The organism is Alkalibacterium sp. (assembly GCF_046484155.1).
Taxonomy (GTDB): Bacteria; Bacillota; Bacilli; order Lactobacillales; family Carnobacteriaceae_A; genus Alkalibacterium.
In genome coordinates, this window is the sequence record NZ_JAWOBT010000104.1 from 26,334 (window position 1) to 49,627 (window position 23,294).

At 37.0% G+C, this 23,294-nt stretch carries 19 protein-coding genes; 18 read left to right on the forward strand and 1 reads right to left on the reverse strand.

Annotated features, from left to right (window positions below):
- The first annotated feature begins 85 nt into the window (after nt 1-85).
- The 10 genes from recG (at nt 86) to R6U02_RS07500 (ending at nt 11,591) form a co-directional block, all read left to right on the forward strand.
- A complete protein-coding gene (gene recG / locus R6U02_RS07455) occupies nt 86-2,119 on the forward strand; it encodes an ATP-dependent DNA helicase RecG (protein WP_410263061.1) in 2,034 nt (677 codons plus the stop codon).
- A gap of 24 nt (nt 2,120-2,143) precedes the next feature.
- Entirely contained in the window at nt 2,144-3,145 is a 1,002-nt protein-coding gene (gene plsX, locus R6U02_RS07460; RefSeq protein ID WP_410262984.1) for a phosphate acyltransferase PlsX, read from the forward strand.
- A gap of 174 nt (nt 3,146-3,319) precedes the next feature.
- Nucleotides 3,320-3,559 carry an acyl carrier protein gene (gene acpP / locus R6U02_RS07465; RefSeq protein ID WP_410262985.1) on the forward strand — a complete coding sequence of 80 codons (240 nt, stop codon included), beginning with the start codon at nt 3,320-3,322 and terminating at the stop codon, nt 3,557-3,559.
- Nucleotides 3,560-3,797: 238 nt separating this feature from the next.
- Nucleotides 3,798-4,802, forward strand: coding sequence for an ABC transporter ATP-binding protein (locus tag R6U02_RS07470; protein WP_410262986.1), 1,005 nt, complete (start codon nt 3,798-3,800; stop codon nt 4,800-4,802).
- 1 nt (nt 4,803) lies between these two features.
- Nucleotides 4,804-5,796, forward strand: a complete 993-nt coding sequence (locus R6U02_RS07475) for an ATP-binding cassette domain-containing protein (protein WP_410262987.1) — start codon at nt 4,804-4,806, stop codon at nt 5,794-5,796.
- Between the two features lie 2 nt (nt 5,797-5,798).
- Nucleotides 5,799-6,758 (forward strand): oligopeptide ABC transporter permease, encoded by a 960-nt coding sequence (opp4B, locus tag R6U02_RS07480; protein WP_410262988.1) that lies wholly within the window; start codon nt 5,799-5,801, stop codon nt 6,756-6,758.
- Nucleotides 6,759-6,794: 36 nt separating this feature from the next.
- Nucleotides 6,795-7,742, forward strand: coding sequence for an ABC transporter permease (locus tag R6U02_RS07485; protein WP_410262989.1), 948 nt, complete (start codon nt 6,795-6,797; stop codon nt 7,740-7,742).
- Nucleotides 7,743-7,761: 19 nt separating this feature from the next.
- Nucleotides 7,762-9,636 carry an oligopeptide ABC transporter substrate-binding protein gene (locus R6U02_RS07490; RefSeq protein ID WP_410262990.1) on the forward strand — a complete coding sequence of 625 codons (1,875 nt, stop codon included), beginning with the start codon at nt 7,762-7,764 and terminating at the stop codon, nt 9,634-9,636.
- A gap of 182 nt (nt 9,637-9,818) precedes the next feature.
- Nucleotides 9,819-10,910 (forward strand): ABC transporter permease, encoded by a 1,092-nt coding sequence (locus tag R6U02_RS07495; RefSeq protein ID WP_410262991.1) that lies wholly within the window; start codon nt 9,819-9,821, stop codon nt 10,908-10,910.
- 9 nt (nt 10,911-10,919) lie between these two features.
- Nucleotides 10,920-11,591, forward strand: coding sequence for an ABC transporter ATP-binding protein (locus tag R6U02_RS07500; protein ID WP_410262992.1), 672 nt, complete (start codon nt 10,920-10,922; stop codon nt 11,589-11,591).
- 151 nt (nt 11,592-11,742) lie between these two features.
- Here the strand turns inward: R6U02_RS07500 and R6U02_RS07505 are convergent, their stop codons facing one another.
- Complete coding sequence (locus R6U02_RS07505; protein ID WP_410262993.1) at nt 11,743-12,555, reverse strand: Cof-type HAD-IIB family hydrolase; 813 nt, start codon at nt 12,553-12,555, stop codon at nt 11,743-11,745.
- Nucleotides 12,556-12,740: 185 nt separating this feature from the next.
- Between R6U02_RS07505 and R6U02_RS07510 the strand changes: the two genes are divergently transcribed.
- The 8 genes from R6U02_RS07510 (at nt 12,741) to deoB (ending at nt 23,284) form a co-directional block, all read left to right on the forward strand.
- Nucleotides 12,741-13,082, forward strand: coding sequence for a metal-sulfur cluster assembly factor (locus R6U02_RS07510; RefSeq protein ID WP_410262994.1), 342 nt, complete (start codon nt 12,741-12,743; stop codon nt 13,080-13,082).
- 116 nt (nt 13,083-13,198) lie between these two features.
- On the forward strand, nt 13,199-16,507 hold the full coding sequence (gene dnaE / locus R6U02_RS07515; protein WP_410262995.1) for a DNA polymerase III subunit alpha: 3,309 nt from the start codon (nt 13,199-13,201) through the stop codon (nt 16,505-16,507).
- A gap of 199 nt (nt 16,508-16,706) precedes the next feature.
- Nucleotides 16,707-17,669: a 6-phosphofructokinase gene (pfkA, locus tag R6U02_RS07520; RefSeq protein WP_410262996.1), complete on the forward strand. Its 963-nt coding sequence runs from the start codon at nt 16,707-16,709 to the stop codon at nt 17,667-17,669.
- Between the two features lie 71 nt (nt 17,670-17,740).
- Nucleotides 17,741-19,498 (forward strand): pyruvate kinase, encoded by a 1,758-nt coding sequence (gene pyk / locus R6U02_RS07525; RefSeq protein ID WP_410262997.1) that lies wholly within the window; start codon nt 17,741-17,743, stop codon nt 19,496-19,498.
- A 151-nt stretch (nt 19,499-19,649) separates the two neighbouring features.
- Nucleotides 19,650-20,516 (forward strand): S1 RNA-binding domain-containing protein, encoded by an 867-nt coding sequence (locus R6U02_RS07530; RefSeq protein WP_410262998.1) that lies wholly within the window; start codon nt 19,650-19,652, stop codon nt 20,514-20,516.
- A gap of 104 nt (nt 20,517-20,620) precedes the next feature.
- The gene (locus R6U02_RS07535) at nt 20,621-21,079 is read left to right on the forward strand and encodes a Fur family transcriptional regulator (protein ID WP_410262999.1); all 459 of its coding nucleotides are present in this window, start codon (nt 20,621-20,623) and stop codon (nt 21,077-21,079) included.
- Between the two features lie 14 nt (nt 21,080-21,093).
- A complete protein-coding gene (xerD, locus tag R6U02_RS07540; RefSeq protein WP_410263000.1) occupies nt 21,094-21,993 on the forward strand; it encodes a site-specific tyrosine recombinase XerD in 900 nt (299 codons plus the stop codon).
- 121 nt (nt 21,994-22,114) lie between these two features.
- Nucleotides 22,115-23,284 (forward strand): phosphopentomutase, encoded by a 1,170-nt coding sequence (gene deoB, locus R6U02_RS07545; RefSeq protein ID WP_410263001.1) that lies wholly within the window; start codon nt 22,115-22,117, stop codon nt 23,282-23,284.
- Nucleotides 23,285-23,294 lie beyond the last annotated feature (10 nt).

Consider the following 23,294-nt stretch of genomic DNA (forward strand, 5'->3'; position numbering starts at 1 on the left):
AAGGAGAGGAATAGAGAAACGACTTATTATTCTGTTGTTTCTTTATTCTTCTTTATTTTAAACAGAAAGGAGGGAGACTATGACACTGTCTATTCTAGATTCAGTGGCCGTATTAAGTGGCGTTGGAGAGAAAAGAGTTGAGGCTCTAAATGAATTAGGAATTCATTCGATTATCGATTTATTGACCTACTATCCTTTTCGATTTGAAGATTTAACAGTAAAATCAATTGAAGATATTGAAGACAATGAAAAAGTTGTGCTTGAAGGCGTGGCGATCTCTGATGGTGTTGTTTCTCATTTCGGAAGAAAAAGAAATCGGTTAACGTTTCGGATGAACTGTGACCATGTCATCGTCTCCGTCACTTTTTTTAATCAACCCTATTTAAAAAAACAGGTCGAAGCAGGTAAAGAGATCAAAGTATTCGGGAAATGGGACGGCATTAGAAAACAATTAAATGGAATGAAGATACTTTCAACTGATTTGGCGAATAATAGAGAAGCTATTTACCATTCTTCGAAGAAAATCAGACAATCAACGATATTAAAGTTAATTGATGCGGCTTGGAAGTTATACCATGAAGTCATACCGGAGGACTTGCCTCAGGTCATACTTGATAAACACCATTTAGTGTCGCGGAAAGATATGATATACCGCATGCATTTTCCAAATGATGGCATAGAATTAGAAGAAGCACGGCACTCTGTGATTTTTAGGGAATTTTTCATTTATCAATTAAAAATGGCTTGGATAAAAAAACAGACGAAACTAGCCCAAAACGGTGCGACCATGAATTATGATGTGACGCAATTAAAGGTATTCTTTGATTCCCTGCCTTACGAGTTAACGCAAGCCCAGAAAAGAGTAGTGAACGAAGTATGTAAAGATTTGAAAATCCCCGGTCAAATGTTTAGACTCCTTCAAGGCGATGTGGGGAGCGGCAAAACGGTCGTGGCAGCTTCGGCTATTTTAGCGGCCAAAACAGCAGGCAGGCAGTCTGCATTAATGGCGCCGACTGAAATCTTAGCTACGCAACATAAACAGTCTTTAGATGAAATGTTTGAGAAAACAGAGATAAAGGTAGCGTTGTTAACAGGATCAACCAAACGAAAAAAACGAGAAACCATATTGGAAGAATTGAAAACCGGAGAGCTGGATTGTATTATAGGCACACATGCGCTTATTCAAGATGATGTGGGGTTTCAGTCGCTGGGATTAGTCATTACGGATGAACAACATCGATTTGGAGTGAATCAGAGAAAGACGTTAAGAGAAAAAGGTTTAAACCCAGATGTTTTATTCATGACAGCAACCCCTATCCCTCGAACGCTCTCCATTACAGCGTATGGAGAAATGGACGTTTCGATCATTGACGAAATGCCATCGGGGCGAAAACCTATATCAACGTACTGGATCAGGCCTAAACATTTCGACCGAATGACAAGCTTTTTGAAAAAAGAATTAGCCAAAGGGAACCAAGTGTATATAATAAGTCCATTGATCGAAGAATCAGAGACGTTGGATCTGGAAAATGTTACAGCACTTTACCACACATACAAAGAAATTTTGGGTGATGGATATACCGTGGGGCTTCTCCACGGTAAAATGAACCCATCTGAAAAAGAGACAACTATGGGAGCGTTCCAGAGAAACGACATTCAAGTCCTGGTCTCGACGACAGTTATTGAAGTCGGTGTGAATGTGCCTAATGCGACATTAATGATTATTCACGATGCGGATCGTTTTGGTTTAGCACAGCTCCATCAATTGAGGGGAAGAGTCGGTCGAGGAGATCAGGAATCTTATTGCATCCTTATTGCAGACCCCAAAGGCGAAAAAGGCGCAGAGCGTATGCAGATTATTACGGAAACGTCAGACGGATTTGTTTTGAGTCAAAGAGATCTGGAAATGCGTGGACCGGGAGATATTTTCGGAAAAAAACAGTCAGGACTTCCAGAATTTAAAATAGCTGATATAGTCGAAGATTTTGATATATTGGAAGAAGCTAGATCAGTGGCACAAAATTTAATTCAATCCAGAGAATTTTATATGCAAGAAGAGTACGAAGTTTTAAGAGAAAGTTTAGGCATTCATGCAAATAGTGAAATGATTTTAGATTAGTTTAGATATAGAGGAGGACAAAAAATGAGAATAGCCGTAGATGCTATGGGCGGGGATAATGCTCCAGGAGAAATCGTTAAGGGATGTGTCAAAGCGGCCCGAGAATTTAGTGATGTCACACTGGTATTATATGGTAAAGAAGACCTCATTCGTCAAGAACTGGATGAAAGTTTACCAAATATCGAAATTGTGCATACTGATGAAAAAATACTAAGCGAAGATGATCCTGTTCAATCAGTAAGAAGAAAAAAAGAAGCATCAATGGTCAAAGCTGCCTTTTCAGTGAAGAATGGTGAAAACCATGCATTATTCTCTGCCGGAAATACAGGGGCTTTGTTGGCGGCGGGGACATTATTGATAGGAAGAATGAAAGGTGTCGATCGACCAGGTTTGCTCGCAACCCTTCCGTCTCTTTCCGGCAAGAGCTCATTGTTCCACGTTATAGATGTTGGAGCTAATGCCGATTCTAGACCACTTAATATTAGCCAGTATGCAACTTTGGGTTCGCAGTATGCTAAACATGTTCATGAAATCGAGTCCCCAAGAGTAGGCTTATTAAATAATGGTACGGAAGAAAATAAGGGAAATATGCTTGCAAAAGATGCGTATCAGCTACTTAAAGAGAACAAGGCAATCAATTTCATTGGTAATGTTGAAGCGAGAGAGCTGTTGAATGGAGTCGCAGACGTCGTAGTGACAGATGGCTTTACAGGAAATGCAGTCTTGAAAACGATCGAAGGGACAGCCATGTCAATGATGACCGTTTTGAAGGACTCTATTTATAACAATGGGTTAAAAGCAAAGGTCGGAGGGCTGTTGCTCAAAGATAGCTTGAGAAACATGAAAGATTTATTGGATTATTCTAAGTATGGTGGAGCTGTATTATTTGGATTAAAAGCACCTGTTATAAAAACGCATGGATCTGCCACTGAAGAACCCGTTTATCATACTATTCGTCAAATTAGAGAGATGTTAAAATCACAATTACTTGAAGACTTGATCGAATATTTTGAAAAAAATGATTGAAAAAAGCATATATATAACAAAGAGTTAACGATTAAAACAAGAATTTTCCTGGAAAAGATGGAAATTACAAAAAGAATACGATACAATAACAGTTGTGAATTGAATGATAATTTGGTAACAGTACTATTATAAAAACATAACAAATAACTATTACTTTAAAAGGAGTGAATAAAAATGACAGAACAAGAAGTTTTTGACAAGGTTCAAGCAATTATAGTCGAAAGATTGGGTGTCGACGAAGATAAGATCACAAGAGATACGTCTTTTAAAGATGATCTTGGAGCAGACTCATTAGATGTTGTTGAACTCGTTATGGAAATGGAAGATACATTTGGGAGAGAAATTTCTGATGAAGATGCTGAACAAATTACAACAGTTGGAAAAGCAGTGGATTACATATATTCGAATTCATAAAATGATAGTTGAAGAAATGTAATTATTATAATATAATTAAAAACAGATGATAATTAAATGCTTGAAAATTTAACCGATTGTTATAAAACTAAAAAAAAGCATTGATTTAATAAGAATTACGGTGTATAATTCTGTTTATATTATTAAGCTTTTGATTAGAAATGAATGAAAGTTTAATAATCTTCTTTAGAAAATTCAAGAATTATTTTTAAGGAAGGATAGCATAGGAGGTAAAGTAGTGGCCGTCGAACGTAGTTTATTAGAGGTTAACAACTTAGAAACTGGGTTTCGTTTTGGTGATGTATATCATAACGCAGTAGACGATGTTTCGTTAACATTAGAAAACAATGAAATTTTAGCTATTGTTGGTGAATCCGGATGTGGGAAATCTACTCTGGCTACATCTATTATGGGATTACATGATCCAAAGAATACCCAAATCAAAGGCGAAGTAATTTATAAAGATTTAAATTTACTCGATTTGAATGAAAAGTTGTATAACCGTATTAGAGGAAATGATATTGGAATGATTTTCCAAGATCCGTTGGGGTCATTAAATCCATTAATGACAATTTTTAATCAGATTTCCGAATCATTAGAATATCATTCTGATTTAAATGATCAGCAAAGAAAAGACCGAGTTTTAGAATTACTTAATCAAGTAGGAATTCCTAGACCTGAATACATCATGAAAAACTACCCACATGAATTGTCAGGTGGGATGAGACAAAGAGTCGTTATCGCAATAGCTTTAGCAAACAAACCCCCTGTTATCATTGCTGATGAACCAACAACAGCTTTAGATGTTACAATTCAAGCTCAAATATTGGACTTGATGGTGGATATTCAAGATGAAACAGGATCTGGAATTATTTTAATCACACACGACTTGGGTGTTGTTGCTGAAACAGCAGATAGGGTAGCTGTTATGTACGCTGGACAAATTGTTGAAGAAGCACCCGTAGAAGAATTGTTTGCCAATCCGAAACATCCTTATACGCGTTCACTGTTGAATTCTATTCCACATGAACTTGCTGACGATGATGATGAACTTCATGTTATTCACGGGACTGTTCCATCATTACAAAATTTACCAAGAAAAGGGTGCCGTTTTGCTCCGCGTATTCCGTGGATTCCAGAAGAAGCGCATGAAGAAAATCCAGTTTTACATGAAATTAGTCCTAACCACAAAGTGAGATGTACATGCTGGAAACACTTCCACTTTGAAGGGGAGGAAAAATAGAATGGCTTTCTTAGAAGTTAAAGATTTAAAAGTTCATTACCCGATTCGTGGAGGAGTCTTAAATACGATTCAAGATTATGTTAGAGCCGTTGATGGTATTAATATGTCAATCGAAAGCGGTAAAACATATGGTTTAGTTGGCGAATCCGGATCTGGTAAGACAACAATTGGTAAAACCATTATTGGATTAGAAAAAGCAACATCTGGGGAAATAATGTATGAAGGTAAAAAGGTTACTAATAAAGCTCGAAGCAGAAAAGAGAAATACGCTAATTACAATAAAGACGTTCAAATGATTTTCCAGGATGCAACATCGTCCATGAACCCTAAAAAGCGTATCCTTGATGTTATGGCTGAACCAATGCATAATTATTTTAATTACACACCCCAAGAAATCAAAAAGAGAGTAGCAGACTTACTTGAAATCGTTGGTATGAATGCTGAAGCTATGTATAAATACCCACATGAATTTTCTGGGGGACAAAGACAAAGAATCGGCGTTGCTCGGGCAGTAGCAAGTGATCCTAAATTGATCATTGCTGACGAACCAACATCTGCACTTGATTTATCTGTTCAAGCTCAAGTGCTTAACTTTATGAGACGTATTCAAAAAGAATATGGGTTAAGCTATCTCTTTATTTCTCATGATCTGGGTGTTGTACAACATATGTCAGATGACATAGCTATCATGCATAGAGGCCGATTCGTGGAACAAGGTTCTAAAGAAGCTATCTACAATAATCCGCAGCATATTTATACTAAACGTCTATTATCTGCAATTCCAGATATGGATCCAACAACTCGTAAAGCGCACAAAGTTGAAAGACAACGTGTCGAAGCATCATATGATGCACAAGAAGCCGAGTATTACGATCCAAAAGGACGTGTCTATGATCTTCAAAAATTTGAGGATAATCATTATGTAGCATTGAAACCGGAAGAACCAAATGCGTCTTTAAAAAATGAAAATCTTAAAACAGGAGGGGAAAGTTAAACATGTGGAAAACAATTATCAGACGTTTACTTCTAATGATCCCTCAAATCCTTATCTTAAGTATTTTAATTTTTATCATTGCTGACTTTATGCCGGGGGATCCGTTTACTGGGTTAATCGATCCCAACTTAGACCCTGCACAAATCGAAGCGATGAGAGAATCTTATGGACTGAATGATCCGCTCCCGGTTAAATATGTTAGATGGATGACAAATGCTTTCCAAGGTGATTTTGGACGCAGTTTCAATTATCAGCAACCTGTAACAGCAGTTATTGCTGGGCGATTAGGTAATACTGTAAGGTTATCATTGCTTTCAGTGATATTAACTTATGCGGTTGGATTACCCCTCGGCATTGTCGCCGGTCGTTACAATGAATCTGTTGTAGATAAAACGATCTTAGTTTATAACTTTGTCAGTTTTGCTGTTCCGATTTTTGTATTAGCTTTACTTATGGTATGGATCTTCGGTTACAACTTAAACTGGTTCCCGGCTCGAGGCAGCGTGGATATTGCTGCAACCACTCAGTGGGAAATATGGTGGAGTCAATTGTACCACTTATTACTTCCATCGATAACGATAGCGATACTAGGGACGACTTCAATCATTCAATTTTTAAGAAGTGAAATTATTGATGCGAAAGTTTCTGATTATGTCAAAACTGCCAGATCTAAAGGTGTGCCGATTCAAAAAGTGTATACAAAACACATTTTCAGAAATGCATCATTACCAATCGCTTCAGGATTTGGTTTTACAATCGTTAGTCTGTTTTCAGGATCTATTTTCATCGAGCAAATCTTTACTTACCGTGGGATGGGATATTTATTCCTCCAATCAATCAATACACGAGATTACAGCGTTATTTTTGTTCTTGTCTTATTCTATGGTTTCCTGGCTTTAATAGGAACATTATTATCAGACTTGATTCTTATGGCTGTTGATCCACGTATTCGTATTGATTAATCTAAAGATTTTTATAGAAAGGAATGAGTAACTCTTATGGCAACAAATAAAGATGCAGAAGCGGCAGTTTTATCGAATGTTAAGCCCACATCTGCCCCTCCGATGGGATTTAAAGTGATTGTTCGCGAATTTATGCGAGATAAATTAGCATTAGGTTCTTTGATATTATTAGTCGTATTGTTAGTGACGATTTTTGTCTGGTCTTTTATTGTCGATCAGACAGCGGTACAGCGAATCAGTTTGTGGGATTCTTATTTACCGCCCATGTCAATGAGTATTGATCCACTTTACGAAGGAACACGTTATATACTGGGAACTGATTCAGCAGGACGAGATATCTTCGGTTTACTTCTGATCGGTGCACGTAACTCACTCCTCTTAGGATGGACGGTTGCAATGGTAACCAGTGCAATCGGTATTGTCGTCGGGATTTTAGCAGCGTTTTATGCTGGAATGGTAGACAACATCATCATGCGTATTATTGACTTTATTATGATTTTGCCTCAACTAATGATTATTATTATTTTCGTAACGATTGTACCAAACTATAACATTGTCACTTTTGCAGGAATACTTATTCTCTTTAACTGGCATGGTCAGGCAAGATTTATTCGTGGACGTGCTCTGACAGTAGGGCGTCTAGATTTTATAAGTGCTTCTAAAACAATGGGTACACCATCGATTGTGATTATGCTTCGCGAAATGATGCCAAATATAAGTTCATTGATCATTGTTACCTTAACATTGAACTTTGCTGGTAGTGTTGGCTTAGAAACAGGGTTGTCCTACCTTGGATTCGGTTTACCAACCGGAACACCAAGTTTAGGTACGTTAGTTTCCTATGCTACTAATCCAGATATTCTGGAGAATAAAGCTTGGGTTTGGTTACCAGCTTCAACCTTGATTCTTGTGTTGGTGCTGTGTATAAACTACGTCGGTCGCGCGCTACAACGTTCGGCAGACGCAAAACAAAGATTAGGATAAGAGAAGGGGAGAAAAAAATATGTCAAACAAGAAAAAATATAGCATGTTGGCAAGTACTGCTGCAGTCGCATTTATTTTAGCAGCTTGTGGTGACGGGGAAACTGATGACACAACTGATAGTGGGACAGATGGTACAGAAGATTCAGGTGAGGAAAGTTCTAACGGGGAACAAGACGGACCTCAACCAATCACATTTGAACAGCGTGTTGAAAATGAAGGCGAAGAAATGGAAGGCGGCACTTTAAACATTGGGTATGTTTCCGATTCACCATTTACTGGTATCTTCAGTTGGGAACTATACACTGGTAACCCAGATGCAATCGTAATGGGCTACACAATGGGAGAAGTATTAGGCTACGACGAGAACTATCAATGGGATGATTCTGGTGCAGCTACTTTTGAATTAGATCAAGATACAAATGTGGCTACCATCACACTTAAAGATAATATTTTGTGGCATGATGGAGAACAAGTAACTGCTGGGGATATTGCATTTACACACGAAATCATCGGTCATCCAGATTACACTGGTGTTCGTTATAGTGGTGATATAGCTAATATCGTTGGTATGGAAGCATACAAAAGTGGCGAAGCAGATAGTATCGAAGGCGTTCGTGTCATAGATGACTTAACGCTTGAAATTGAATACCAATCTGTTGGCGTTCAAATGCTTCAAGCGGGTGGTGGTGTATGGGCTTATGCTGCACCGCGTCACTATCTAGAAGATATTCCAGTGGGTGAACTTGAATCATCTCCAGAAATTCGTGAAAATCCAATTGGGTTTGGACCATTCAAAGTTGAAAACATTGTTCCAGGCGAATCTGTTTCATATACCGCATTTGAAGATTACTACCGTGGTGCTCCAAAATTAGATCGTATCGAACTAGAAACTGTTCCGACATCTTCTGCTGTTGCGGCTATGGAAAATGCTTCATATGACGTGTTTGTGGGTATGCCAACAGACCAATATGAAACCTTCAAAGATATTCCAGGCTATACAATATTAGGTCAGGATGAAAATGCTTATACGTACATCGGATTCAAATTAGGCGAATGGCAAGATGCTGAAATGGATGGAGACGAGATTGTAGAACCCGCTCAAAACGTTCCAAATCCAGATGCAAAAATGGCTGATAAAGAATTGAGACAAGCTATGGCTTTCGCAATAGATAACGATGCTGTAGGCGCTCGTTTCTACCAAGGGTTACGTCGTCGCGCAAACTCACCAATTATCCCTAACTTCGCTGATTACTATAATGAAGCGTTGGAAGGATATCCACATGATCCAGAACGTGCAAACGAACTGCTTGATGAGGCTGGATATGAAGATGTCGACGGAGACGGTATGCGTGAAAACCCTGAGGGTGAAGAGTTAGTTATCAACTTTGCTTCTATGTCAGGTGGAGAAGTTGCTGAACCTATCGTGGAATATTACATGCAATCATGGGAAAAAGTTGGTTTAAACGTTCAACTTCTAGACGGACGTTTACACGAATTCAACTCATTCTATGACCGCGTTGGAGCTGATGATCCTGAAATCGATATTTATCAAGGAGCATGGGGAACAGGTACCGATCCAACTCCTTCAGAATTATATGGTCGTGATGCTGAATTTAACTTTACTCGTTGGGCATCAGAAGAAAATGACGAGTTTATGGAACAAATGACAAGTCCAGAAGGTTTTGATACTGAATGGCGTGCAGGAGTATTTAACGATTGGCAGGAATACTTCATGGAAGAATTACCAATTATCCCAACATTATTCCGTAAAGCTGTCACACCAGTTAATAACCGTGTGGGCTCATTTGACATCAATGTTGGTGTAGATGCAGACACTCCTGGTGCAGGCTTGCATACACTTTACCTAACTGGTACAGAACGTGCAGTTGAATAATATTTTTAATTATTAATTTCAATAAAAAGTAAATGCTAAACACCCAAGGAGCTTAATCCTTGGGTGTTTTTTTGCAAAAAATATTTGTAGTTAGTTTTAAAATCAGGTATGATTATAAATGGATTCTGTGAGTTTTTTAAATAAAAATACGGACTCAAACTATAGGATAATGAGGGTTACATATGTTTTTAGCATGGCAAGAGATTAAATATTCAAAAACGCGTTTTGCATTAATTATTGGAGTGGTAGTACTTATATCTTACCTTGTTTTTTTTCTGACAGGTTTAGCATATGGTTTAGCACAAGAAAATCGCATGAGTATCGATAAGTGGGATGCGGATGGCATTGTTTTGGCTGATGAGTCTAATTTAAATATCAATATGTCTATGTTCCCTAAAGATCAAATGGAAACTATTAATGCATATGAGAAGGCCTCTCTCGGGGTTACATCAAGTGTTGTCCAGCCAAAAGAGAAAACAGATGAAGAAAGTAAGGTTAATGTGACTTTTTTTGGTATCGATAAAGAAGAATTTATTTATCCTGGAGTAATAGAAGGTGAGGGTTTTAGTGAAGAAAATGAAGTCATCGCCGATATCAGCTTAAAGAACGAAGAAGGCATAAATATTGGAGATGAACTATCTTTAGCCGGAATGGATTTAACAGTAGAAATCGTCGGGTTTACTGATAATGCCAAGTTCAGCGTTGGACCCGTATTATATACGAATCACCCGACGTACCAGCGGATCAGAGCAAGTGGTTTTGGTGAAAGAGAAGATGAAATCATTAGTGCGATTGCTGTGCGTGGGGGTTCTGGGGAAATTTCAGATATCGAGTTAAATGATAATGACTTAAACTTATATTCAACTGGGGAATTCATCTCTAATCTACCTGGTTATACTGCCCAAGTTCTCACATTTGGACTTATGATTGGCTTTTTAGTGTTGATTGCTGCAATGATCATAGGCATATTTATCTACGTATTGACTCTACAAAAATCATCAATGCTTGGTGTAATGAAAGCGCAAGGGATTTCATCTAAATACATTGCTAAGTCTGTGGTAGGACAAACATTTTTGCTTTCGTTCATAGGTGTCTTTACAGGTTTAGTTTTAACTTTAGGAACAGGACTTGTCTTACCGGCAGCTGTACCGTATCAAAATAATCTGTTATTTTTGATATCTATCACGACAATGTTAATAGTTGTAGCAGTTGCAGGAGCATTCTTCTCTGTTCGTACCGTTGTAAAAATCGATCCATTAGAAGCGATAGATTAGGAGCTAGTAATGAAACTTATTGAATTGAAAGGCGTTAAAAAAACATTTAAAGATGGCAGAAAAACGATTGAAGCATTGAAGTCGACCAATTTCTCAGTCGAAGAGGGTGAGTTCGTAGCTATTATTGGTCCGAGTGGATCGGGAAAAAGTACGTTTCTTACGATAATAGGTGGACTACAAACACCAACCGAAGGTAAAGTATTCATCAAAAACGATAAATTCAGTGAACTCGAAGAAAAAAAACGGGCCACGAAGCGATTTAATGAAATTGGTTTCATATTACAAGCATCTAATCTTATTCCGTTCCTCACTGTGAAAGATCAATTGAGACTGGTCAATAAAGTTGAAAAATCAAAAATTGATGAAAGCAAAATAAAAAAGCTGCTATCGGAACTTGGCATTGATAATTTGATGGATAAATATCCAAGCGATTTATCTGGTGGAGAAAAACAGCGAGCAGCAATTGCCCGTGCAATGTACCATGATCCAGCTGTTATTTTAGCGGATGAACCAACAGCTAGTCTAGATACTGACCGTGCGTTTGAAGTTGTTGCAATTTTAGCTAGGGAGACAAAGAAAAAAAAGAAAGCGACCATCATGGTCACTCACGACGAGCGCTTAACTGAGTATTGTGATTCAGTCTATGCGATGAAAGATGGCGTATTGACAAAAAATCAATAAAAGTAGCCAATCATTAACAGGGAAAAAATTAGCACGATGGTTGCTGGGTCAGTGGGGGCAGCTAGTGCCACTCGATTGAAGAATGCTGGTTATGTGTAAAATTATATAAAAAAAAGCAAGAAAGAGACTTCCTCTTTCTTGCTTTTTTAGACTATAGTTTAAAATAACTTTCCAGATAATTTGCTAAGCCATCTTCGTGATTATTTTTGATGGTGATATCATTACTGATGGATTTTAAGCGTTCAGTACCATTTGACATCACAACACCGTGACCAGCATATTGAATCATTTCGAAATCATTTTCCTGATCACCAAAGGCCAGAATATCTTCACGATTAAGATTATAATAACTAGCTATGCGCTCTATTCCCATAGCTTTTTGGACGCCAGCAGCGACTACTTCCAAGCAAGGGGTTTTTCCGCCCCACATGCGGACTTCAACTGAATCTTTATAGATATCTATGATCTTTTGTTCTATTGCTGGCTGATATTGGCTTGTTGACGTAAATACGCCTATAGATGTAGGGTCTTCCAATAAGATTTCAGGTCTTAACTGCTTACTCATATGAATACCATCCGGAAAGAAATCTGGATAAGGAATATACTCACCTTCAATATAAATTGATGATCGAGACTCTGCAGCGATGAGTTGCACTTCTGGATTGTCTTTTAGAGAAAGCATAGATAAAGCAAGGTCCTTGCTCAAGGTTTTGTGATACCCGTATTTCCATAGTTTTTGAGATGGATTGTGACACCATGCTCCGTTAAAGTTAACGATGGGAGTATCTAATTTAAGTTGATCGTAGTAGTAGTAACTGTTTCTAAAAGGACGTCCAGTAACGATGGAGACGATATGACCGTCATTTTGAAGACGCGTTAATGTTTTTTTGGTTCTTGAAGATATTTCTGAATGGTCATTTAGAGTAGTCCCATCCAAATCTATAGCAATAAGTTTTCTTTTCATATTAAATCATCCTTTTAACTGATCGTCATTCATTTTCTTTACTAGTATAGCAAAGGTATCAATAAAAGTATAATAAATGTTTACATCAGAATAGTTGAAACGATTTGTTCAACTAAATTTTTTAGAATTAAGTGAAATCTTTATAATAAATATGGTAAAATATAGGTGTGTAAGGAGGAAATTTAATGAATGAAGATAAAAAAGTATGGCCCGAAGAAGAAATAAAAGATATAAAAAAACGTATTATGGAAGCTTTGGAACAAGTTATTGACCCGGAGCTTGGCATAGATATTGTTAATTTAGGTCTCGTTTATGAGGTCAATGTTTTTAATGGTGGGTATTGTGAAATAAAAATAACATTAACAACGATGGGTTGTCCATTAGCTGATGTTATTACTGAAGATATATTGAATGCCGTGAAAACAATACCTGAAATTACAGAAACCGATGTCAAGTTAGTCTGGTATCCCGCTTGGGACACGTCGAGAATGAGCAGATATGCCAGAATTGCTTTAGGAATTAGATGATTCAATCCTCAATAAGGCACTAGGAATAGTTTATCCCTAATGCTTTATTGAGATTTTTTTACTGTTATAATAGTATGTGGTATTTAAATTGCAAATTAAAAGAGGTGAGAGTATAAATGAATTACATACCTTTAAACGTTATAAGTTCTTATTCGTTACTGGAAAGTACAATAAAGATCCCAAAATTAATAGCACAAGCTAAAAGTCTGGGCTACACTAGCATAGCACTCACCGATAAAAATGTTATGCATGGAGCTGTAGAGTTTTATTTAAAGGCTAAAGAACAAGGTATTAAACCTATATTAGGGATTACAGTGGATATTTACGAGAATGATGAATCGGAAACGGCTTTGTCTGTTATTTTACTGGCTAAGAATGCCGGAGGATATCAAAATTTATTAGCTATATCAAGTTTAATTAAATATGATCGAGAAAAAATAACATTGGATATAATGAAATCATATTCTACTCAATTAATAGGTATCATAAATTATGAAAGTCTTGAAAATATAGTATTAGAAAGAGAAAACAATAAAAAGAACGTAGTGATAGATCTTAAGCGGAATTTCAATCATTTATTCTTAGGAATATACTGCAATGGCAGCAATCAGAAAGTGATAGATGAGATAAAGCAGCTCTCTAATGATCTTAATATACCGTTAGTTGTAAATGAACCCATTCAATCACTACAGGAAAATGATTCTTTATCGCTAAGGGTGCTTGAAGCAATAAGTAATCAAACAACGATCGACTCTGATAAGCAGTTAAGTGATTCATCTTTCTATTATTTGAAGGATAAAGCTAAACAAATCGAGTGGTATTCACAAAACAACTTGATTGAAGCATTAAGTAATACAGTGAAAATATCAGAATCCATTCAACTGGACTTGAGCTGGAAGAGTGTTTTACCAAAGTATACCACTCCGAAGAATCTGAATTCTTCAGACTATCTGATTAAACTCGTGAATACTCAGTTAAAGAATAAATTGCCTGATCATTCAAAAGAATATGAAGAGAGAATTGAAAAAGAGCTGGGAGTCATAATCAAGATGGGATTTGCAGACTATTTTTTGATTGTTTGGGATTTAATGAAATATGCTCACCAGAACGGAATAGTGACTGGAGCTGGAAGGGGATCAGCGGCTGGCTCACTTGTTTCTTACCTTTTGAATATCACAGATGTCGATCCTGTAAAGTACGAACTTTTGTTTGACCGCTTTTTAAATGAGGAGAGATATACATTACCCGATATCGATTTAGATTTTCCGGACAATAAACGGGATAGCATCCTTAAATATGTTTTAAATAAATACGGAAAAGAACATGTTGCTCAAATTGCGACATTTGGGACATTTGCTGCAAAAATGGCTTTGCGTGATACAGGGAGAGTGTTCGGTTTATCGACCAATGAACTCAAGAGATGGTCAGACGCGATACCGGGCTCCTTAGGCATAACTTTAAACAAAGCGTATAAAGAATCAGAAGAATTAAGAACAATGGTGAATCAAAGTGATCTTAATAAAAAAATATTTCAGATAGCTCTAAATCTAGAAGGACTTCCAAGACACGTTTCCACACATGCAGCAGGAGTAGTCATCTCAAGAGATCCATTAATCCAGACAGCTCCTCTTCAAGAAGGGAATGGCTTAATGCCCTTAACTCAGTATACGATGAATGATATTGAAACAGTGGGACTACTGAAAATGGATTTCCTGGGTTTAAAGAATTTAACTATTCTTGCTGATTGCTTAAAAAATGTTTCAGAGTTAAAAGGTTCAGTTAGAGATAAACTGGCAACGATACCTTTAAATGATCAGAAGACGCTTGATCTTTTCAAAAAGGGGGACACAAATGGTATCTTCCAGTTTGAATCTAGTGGAATAAGAAATGTATTAAGAAAATTACAACCATCAGATTTTGAAGATATTGTAGCCGTTAATGCTTTGTATCGACCAGGTCCAATGGAACAAATCGATGTATTTATTAAAAGAAAGCATGGGGCTGAAAAAACAGATTATATCCACGACGATTTGAAAGATATTCTTGAAGTGACAAACGGGGTAATGGTCTATCAAGAACAAGTCATGAAGGTAGCTTCAAAAATTGCGGGATATAGTTTAGCAGAAGCCGATATTTTAAGGCGAGCCATATCAAAAAAAATCAAAAAAGAAATAGATGCAGGTCGCAAGCAGTTTATTGCAGGTGCCAAGCGAAGAGGTTATAGCGAAGATGTAGCTAAGCGTATATATGCCCATATCGAAAGGTTTGCTGACTATGGATTTAATCGTTCGCACGCAGTCTCCTATTCAAAATTAGCTTTCCAACTTGCTTATTTTAAAGCGCATTATCCAGCAGCTTTTTTTGTTTCACTGATGCGAGCCTCAACAAACAACAAAGAAAAATTGACTAAATATTTATTGGAAGCTAAACAAAGACAGATTGAGCTTGTTCATCCGGATATTAACCAAAGTGAAGAGAATTTTAAAGTGATCGATAAAGGTATTTGTTTTGGATTCAATTCAATTAAAGGTGTTCGTAAAGATTTTATCGAACACATATTGTATGAAAGAAAACAGCAGGGGAAGTTTCAAGATCTACTGTCATTCATTAATCGAATTGATGAAAGATGGAGAAAAGAACAATATATAGAACCGCTGATTTATGCGGGATGTTTTGATCGATTAGAACATAATCGTCACACACTCATTGATTCATTAGAGTCAATGATCAATAGCGTAAACATGAGTCATGGTAATATCGAATTGTTTGAATCACTTTCACCAAAAATCCACTATAAAGAAGAGTACGGTATAGAAGCACGTTTGAAGCAGGAATTTGAAGTGACGGGTTTTTATTTATCTGGTCATCCGACAGACAAATATATGGATACAAGATACAATAGTCAAGCTATATATTTAACTGACTCGTTAAATAATAAAACACAGACCTATATTGTCTCCGTTCAAGAAGTGAAGAAAATCCAGACTAAACGAGGCGAACCTATGGCCTTTTTAGAGGTCACTGACGCTTCAAAAGAAGCAACCTGCGTTTTGTTTCCTGATGTTTACCGGAAGTACTCGAAAGAGTTAGTTGAGAACGGTATCTTTGTCATCCGAGGTAAAGCGGAATTCAAAAAAAACAAATGGAATATTTTAGTATCCAACATGAGCAATCCTGAAGAGCTGAAAATGGATCACAGCCATCAATTATATTTGAGATTTGAGAATATAAAAGAACAACAGGAACAATTTTCTGAAATCTTAAAAGTATTGGAGGATGAAGTCGGCACTGTCGAAGTGATCATTTATGATCAGGCGGCAGATAGGAAAGAAAAATTGAAACCTAAGTACAATTTAAATAGGCAGACAGCAAGCCTTAAAACAATTGAGGATATATTAGGCAGAAAAAACGTAATTTTAAAATAATTTAAAAAATTTAGCTATATATCTGTATTTTATAAGACAATTACGAGAAAAAGTGATAAGATAATAGATGTATGTAATCAAATGATGATTTAAGGTTGGTTGAGTAAAGAGCATATTCTTTACTCAATATGTTTTACATATCTTTGCTAGACTATCTAGTAAGTGTGGAAAGAAAAATTGCATTGAAGGTGGATATAAGATGAAAAGAATTGGAGTTCTTACAAGCGGAGGAGATGCTCCAGGCATGAACGCAGCTATTCGAGCAGTCGTCCGAAAAGCGCTTTACGAAGGTATGGAAGTTTACGGTGTGAACTATGGTTTTGCCGGACTTGTAGTTGGAGATATTAGAAAACTAAACCAGAGAGACGTTGGAGATATGATTCAACGCGGGGGAACCTTCTTGTATTCTGCACGCTATCCTCAATTCGCAACAGAAGAAGGTCAGCTGAAAGGCATTGAACAACTCAAACGTTTTGGTATCGAAGGTTTGGTTGTGATAGGTGGAGATGGTTCTTATAGAGGAGCTTACGCTCTAACTAAACATGGTTTCCCTTGTGTGGGTGTGCCTGGAACAATCGATAATGACATACCTGGAACAGATTATACTATTGGATTCGATACAACTATCAATACCGTACTCGATGCACTAGATAGAATCAGGGATACTGCTACTTCTCACGTTCGTACTTTTGTTATCGAAGTAATGGGAAGAAATGCTGGAGATATTGCTTTATGGTCAGGTGTCGCTAGTGGAGCGGAGCAGATCATCATCCCTGAAAAAGGATTTGATATCACTGAAGTTGCAGAAAATATTCGTGAAGGTCGAGAAAGAGGGAAGAAACATTCCATCATAGTCTTGGCTGAAGGTGTAATGGATGGACAGGAATTTGCTGAGAAACTTGATGCTATTGATAATTTCCATGTTCGAGTAACAGTGTTGGGTCACGTTCAAAGAGGCGGATCACCTACAGCTAGAGATAGAGTTCTTGCTTCTCAACTTGGTGCTAAAGCAGTTGAAGCATTAAAAGAAGGCAGTGGCGGAGTTTGCGTTGCTATATATAAAGAAGAACTTATCGTTAGAGATATTGCTGAAACGCTTGACAATATGAAACACACACCTAACTTAGATTTATATAAACTTAATGAAGAGATTTCAAACTAATTAAGTTTACGTAGGTCATTAACTTTATGTCATCATTATATTAAAAATAAATTAAATAGGAGAGTTAAAGTATGAAAAAAACAAAAATAGTTTGTACCATAGGTCCTGCAAGTGAGTCATTAGAAACACTGGAAAAATTAATCGAAGCAGGAATGAACGTTGCACGTTTGAATTTTTCACATGGTGATCATGAAGAACATTTAAATCGCATCAAAAATATCCGTATAGCTTCTGAAAAAACTGGTAAAATGGTAGCCATTATGCTGGATACAAAAGGTCCTGAAATAAGAACCCACAACATGAAAGACGGCGCCATCACTTTGACTAAAGGTGAAACAGTACGTATTTCCATGTCAGAGGTTGAAGGAACTAAAGAAAAATTCTCAGTTACTTACACTGACTTAATTAATGATGTCACACCTGGTTCAAGCATATTACTTGATGATGGGCTAATTAATTTATTGGTTACTGATATCGAACATGACAAAGGTGAAATTGTAACAACAGCTCAAAATACAGGCGTACTAAAAAATAAAAAAGGTGTTAACTTACCTGGTATATCTGTTAACTTACCAGGATTAACTGAAAAAGATCGCTCAGATATTCAATTTGGACTAGATAATGATATCGACTTCATTGCAGCCTCTTTTGTCAGACGTCCATCTGACGTGTTAGATATTACTGAAATTTTAGAAAAACAAGGAAAAATGCATGTTCAAATCATTCCTAAAATCGAAAACCAGGAGGGTGTCGATAACCTGGAAGGAATTTTGGCGATTGCTGACGGTTTAATGGTCGCTCGTGGTGATTTAGGTGTGGAAATCCCAACTGAAGATGTACCTATTGTTCAAAAACGTATGATTGCAATGTGTAATAATGCCGGTAAACCAGTTATTACTGCCACACAAATGCTAGACTCTATGCAAGATAACCCACGTCCAACACGAGCAGAAGCATCAGACGTTGCTAATGCTATCTTTGATGGTACCGATGCTATCATGCTTTCCGGTGAGACAGCAGCTGGGGATTATCCTGTAGAATCAGTACAAACAATGTATAACATTGCTGTACGTACTGAAGCAGCAATAATCAACCAAGATGCATACGCACTGAGAGCTTATGACCAAAGTGATATGACGGAAGCAATTGGACAAGCTGTTGGACACACAGCCAAGAATTTAAATATTCATACTATTGTTGCTGCTACTGAATCAGGACATACAGCTCGTATGATTTCTAAGTTCAGACCTAAAGCTGATATTCTAGCTGTTACATTTAGTGATGAAACTGCTAGAGGTTTGGCTTTACAATGGGGTGTTCAACCAACCGTTTCAGAAAAACCTGCATCAACTGATGATATGTTCAATTTAGCTACACAAACTACAGTTGAAAAAGGATTCGCTAAAGAGGGAGACTTAATCATCATCACTGCTGGCGTACCAGTTGGAGAACGTGGCACAACAAACGTTATGAAGATTCAATTAATTGGATCAAAATTAACAAGTGGTCAAGGTGTCGGTTCTGAATCAGTAATAGGAAAAGCTGTTGTAGCCGAAACTGCTGAGGAAGCAATCGAACGTGCAATTGAAGGCGGCATTTTAGTTGTCAAGAGTACAGATAAAGATTATCTTCCAGCTATTGAAAAATCTGCAGCTATTGTGGTAGAACAAGGCGGATTAACTTCACATGCAGCCGTTATCGGTATTGCAATGGGAATTCCAGTCATTGTATCTGCTGAAAATGCTACAGCATTGATTGAACAAAATGAATTGATTACTGTAGATGCACGTCGTGGTATTATCTACCGTGGCGCAACGACAGCAATTTAATCAAGAGGATAAATAAAGTTAAATAAGTTATGAATGAGACAATGGTTGATAGAATTCGTAGGATTGATGTTCTTGAGCATCTTCGAAATGATATTCAATCATTGCCTCATTTTTTATTTTATAAATATTTAGAAATAAAAAGGAGATTAACATGAATAATGATCTAGCAACAGAGATAACAGCTATAGTTACTGATAAAAATGAAGAAGATGCATTTGTTCAAAAAAATGGTGTGACCTATAAAGTACTTTCAGAAGATGATGTATCTATCGGAGATACTTTAAAAGGCTTTGTTTATATCGATAAGCAAGATCAGGCAGTATTTTCTACAGTTATACCTGAAATTAATAAAGAAACATTTGGATGGGGAACCGTTGTTAAAGTAAACAGGACTTTAGGCGTGTTTGTAGACGTTGATTGGCAAGATAAAGATGTAGTCGTATCAATAGATGATTTACCCGCTGAAGGACGCCTTTGGCCAAAAGAAGGAGACAGACTTTACCTTTCCATAAAAGTAGATAACAAAGATCGTATCTGGGGCAATTTAGCCGATGAAGAAAAATTCTTTGAAGATTATGTAGAAGGCACGAAACAAATGCAAAATCAAGACGTCACGGGTACTGTTTTTCACCTGAAAAAAAGTGGCACTTACGTTATTACAGAAGAGAAACATATTCTGTTTGTCCATCCTAGCGAGCAGGATAAAGAGCCAAGATTAGGTCAAGAAGTCTCTGGTCGGGTCATTGGTTTAAGAGAAGATGGCGTACTCTATACCTCTATGCAACCAAGAGCTCATGAAGTCATTGATGACGATGCAATGATGCTGTTGGAGATGTTAAAACGTTCTGAAGATCATCACATTCCTTTCCACAATAAAACAGATCCTGAGCTAATAAAAAAACAGTTTAACATTAGCAAGGGACAATTCAAGCGTGCTGTCGGTCGCTTAATGAAACAAGGACTAGTCACGCAAGATGAAACCGGAACAAAATTGATTGAGACTCCTTTAGAGGATTAAGAATTAGGTTGAGACTTTGGTCATATTATTTTATACTTATCCTGATAAGGATTAAGTGTAAATAATTTATAGATAAGAATCGATTCAATCCAAGGGAGTTCAGCATGAAAAAATTAGACTCTTCATTTAAAGTTATCAGAAAAAAGTTACATGAGGCAGGTTTTAAATTAACGCCTCAAAGAGAACTGACCGTTGAGGTGTTACTTGAAAAAGAAAAAGATCATTTAAGTGCCGAAGAAGTGTATCTTTTAGTGAAATCCAAAAACGCAGGCATCGGTTTAGCTACTGTCTACCGAACGCTTGAAATTTTGACAGAACTACAAATTATCAATAAACTAACTTTTCAAGACGGCATCGCCCGCTATGATTTGAATATGAATGAGGATAAACACCAGCATCATCATTTATTGTGTTTGAAATGTGGGAAGATTGAAGAAGTGAAAAATGATATGCTTTTAGAAATTGAAATGGAAATCGAAAAAGAGTATCGCTTTATTGTGAAAGATCATAGACTGACTTTCCATGGTATATGTAACGAATGTGCCAAGAATCAATTGGGTTAAATGAGGATGATTGTATGTTAAATCTTGAGCCGTTTGATGACTATATTGTCTTCTTGAAAATCGAAAAAGGATTGGCAAACAATACAATCAGCAGTTATCAAAGAGATATTGGACAATATATTGATTATCTCAATAAACATAAAATAAAATCTTGGAAGGAGATAGATCGCTATCTCCTTCTTGATTATTTTAGTGAACAGAAAGCATTGAAAAAAGCAGATAATACGATCATTCGTATGTTTTCAAGTGTTAGAAAGTTTCACCAGTACTTAAAACAAGAAGGATATGCAGAGGAAGATCCCATGTTGTACGTGAAGACACCAAAAAAAGCAGATTCTCTACCTAAAATAGTTTCTATGCAGCAAATAGACCAATTGCTGCAAACGCCAGATACGACAAAACCTTTAGGCATAAGAGATCGTGCTATTTTAGAAGTGATGTACGCAACCGGGCTAAGAATTACAGAATTAATTGAGTTGACAACGAATGATGTCCATTTATCAATGAAACTCATACAAATAGTTGGAAAGGGAAACAAAGAGCGATTGATCCCGATAGGCGACATGGGTTGTAAATGGTTAGATTATTACATGACAACAACTAGACCGAAACTGCTAGAGAAAGCTTCACAAGAAACTTCTGTCATATTTTTGAATTCTCGAGGGAGACCATTAAGCAGACAAGGCGTATGGAAAAAAATAAAACAGCTCGCTCAAAAAGCAGGGCTGAAAAAATCGATAACTCCCCATACTTTGCGACATTCTTTTGCAACACATTTGCTCGAAAATGGAGCAGATTTACGAGTTGTACAAGAACTGTTGGGTCATGCGAATGTTTCAACGACACAAATATACACTCACATTACCAAGCATCGACTCAAAGATGTTTATTCTACTTATCATCCGAGAGCTTAATGAATTAAATGTGTAACGTCTAAATCTTTTTTCATAAAAGGGCTAAATACAGTGCCGTTCTTGCATTGTTAAGCGTACTCATTTATTCTGAAAGAAAGAGATAATATAAGGAGGAAAAAAAATGAATTTTGATCGTATACATTTAGTTGTTTTAGATTCTGTAGGCATTGGTGAAGCTCCAGATGCTAAAGAGTTCAATGATGAGGGTGCCCATACTTTAGGTCATATTGCTGAAGAAGTAGGCTTGAATGTTCCTCATATGCAAACGCTCGGTTTAGGCAACATTGCGACACTTAAAGGCATTGATCCCGTTGATACTACTAAAGGTTATTACACTAAACTGGAAGAAAAATCAGTAGGAAAAGATACAATGACAGGTCATTGGGAATTAATGGGACTACATATTAAAACCCCATTCAGAGTATTTCCAGATGGCTTCCCGGACGATTTAATTAAAAAAATCGAAGAACACACAGGAAGAAAAATTGTAGGCAATAAGCCAGCATCTGGTACTGAAATCATTGAAGAACTCGGTGAACATCAAATGGAAACCGGGGACTTGATTGTTTATACGTCTGCAGATCCGGTACTGCAGATTGCAGCGCATGAAGATGTCATTCCTCTGGAAGAACTTTATGAAATCTGTGAGTATGTTAGAGAAATCACAAAAGAGGATCCATACATGATCGGACGCATTATTGCTCGTCCTTATTTGGGTGAACCTGGAGAGTTCGCACGCACCAGTAACCGTCACGATTATGCATTAAGTCCGTTTGGTGATACAGTATTAGATTTTCTTAAAGAAGACGGAAAAGACGTTATTGCAGTAGGTAAGATCGACGATATCTTTAATGGAAAAGGTATCACAGAATCCGTGCGTACAAAATCTAACATGGATGGTGTCGATAAATTAATAGCTGTAATGAACAAAGATTTCAACGGGATAAGCTTTACCAATTTAGTTGATTTTGACGCATTATACGGTCACCGTAGAAACGTGGAAGGTTACCGAGATGCCTTGGAAGAATTTGATGCTCGCTTACCAGAAATCTATGATGCTCTGAAAGAGAACGACTTACTGATCCTTACAGCTGACCACGGGAATGACCCAACAGCACCAGGGACCGATCACACAAGAGAGTACGTGCCGGTTTTAATCTATTCACCTAAGTTTAAAAAAGGTGAAGAACTACCTCAAGGCTTATTCGCAGATATCAGTGCAACGATTGCTGAAAACTTCGATGTCAAAAATACTGGATTCGGCGATAGTTTCTTGAAGAAATTAAAATAAAACATTAAAA

Bases quoted from the DNA above. Each gene is read 5' to 3' on its own strand.
- pfkA (WP_410262996.1), top strand. From the start codon at position 16,707: ATGAAAAGAATTGGAGTTCTTACAAGCGGAGGAGATGCTCCAGGCATG.
- xerD (WP_410263000.1), top strand. From the start codon at position 21,094: ATGTTAAATCTTGAGCCGTTTGATGACTATATTGTCTTCTTGAAAATC.
- deoB (WP_410263001.1), top strand. From the start codon at position 22,115: ATGAATTTTGATCGTATACATTTAGTTGTTTTAGATTCTGTAGGCATT.
- pyk (WP_410262997.1), top strand. From the start codon at position 17,741: ATGAAAAAAACAAAAATAGTTTGTACCATAGGTCCTGCAAGTGAGTCA.
- R6U02_RS07535 (WP_410262999.1), top strand. From the start codon at position 20,621: ATGAAAAAATTAGACTCTTCATTTAAAGTTATCAGAAAAAAGTTACAT.
- R6U02_RS07510 (WP_410262994.1), top strand. From the start codon at position 12,741: ATGAATGAAGATAAAAAAGTATGGCCCGAAGAAGAAATAAAAGATATA.
- R6U02_RS07490 (WP_410262990.1), top strand. From the start codon at position 7,762: ATGTCAAACAAGAAAAAATATAGCATGTTGGCAAGTACTGCTGCAGTC.
- dnaE (WP_410262995.1), top strand. From the start codon at position 13,199: ATGAATTACATACCTTTAAACGTTATAAGTTCTTATTCGTTACTGGAA.
- R6U02_RS07495 (WP_410262991.1), top strand. From the start codon at position 9,819: ATGTTTTTAGCATGGCAAGAGATTAAATATTCAAAAACGCGTTTTGCA.
- opp4B (WP_410262988.1), top strand. From the start codon at position 5,799: ATGTGGAAAACAATTATCAGACGTTTACTTCTAATGATCCCTCAAATC.
- plsX (WP_410262984.1), top strand. From the start codon at position 2,144: ATGAGAATAGCCGTAGATGCTATGGGCGGGGATAATGCTCCAGGAGAA.
- acpP (WP_410262985.1), top strand. From the start codon at position 3,320: ATGACAGAACAAGAAGTTTTTGACAAGGTTCAAGCAATTATAGTCGAA.
- R6U02_RS07530 (WP_410262998.1), top strand. From the start codon at position 19,650: ATGAATAATGATCTAGCAACAGAGATAACAGCTATAGTTACTGATAAA.
- R6U02_RS07485 (WP_410262989.1), top strand. From the start codon at position 6,795: ATGGCAACAAATAAAGATGCAGAAGCGGCAGTTTTATCGAATGTTAAG.
- R6U02_RS07475 (WP_410262987.1), top strand. From the start codon at position 4,804: ATGGCTTTCTTAGAAGTTAAAGATTTAAAAGTTCATTACCCGATTCGT.
- R6U02_RS07505 (WP_410262993.1), bottom strand. From the start codon at position 12,555: ATGAAAAGAAAACTTATTGCTATAGATTTGGATGGGACTACTCTAAAT.
- R6U02_RS07500 (WP_410262992.1), top strand. From the start codon at position 10,920: ATGAAACTTATTGAATTGAAAGGCGTTAAAAAAACATTTAAAGATGGC.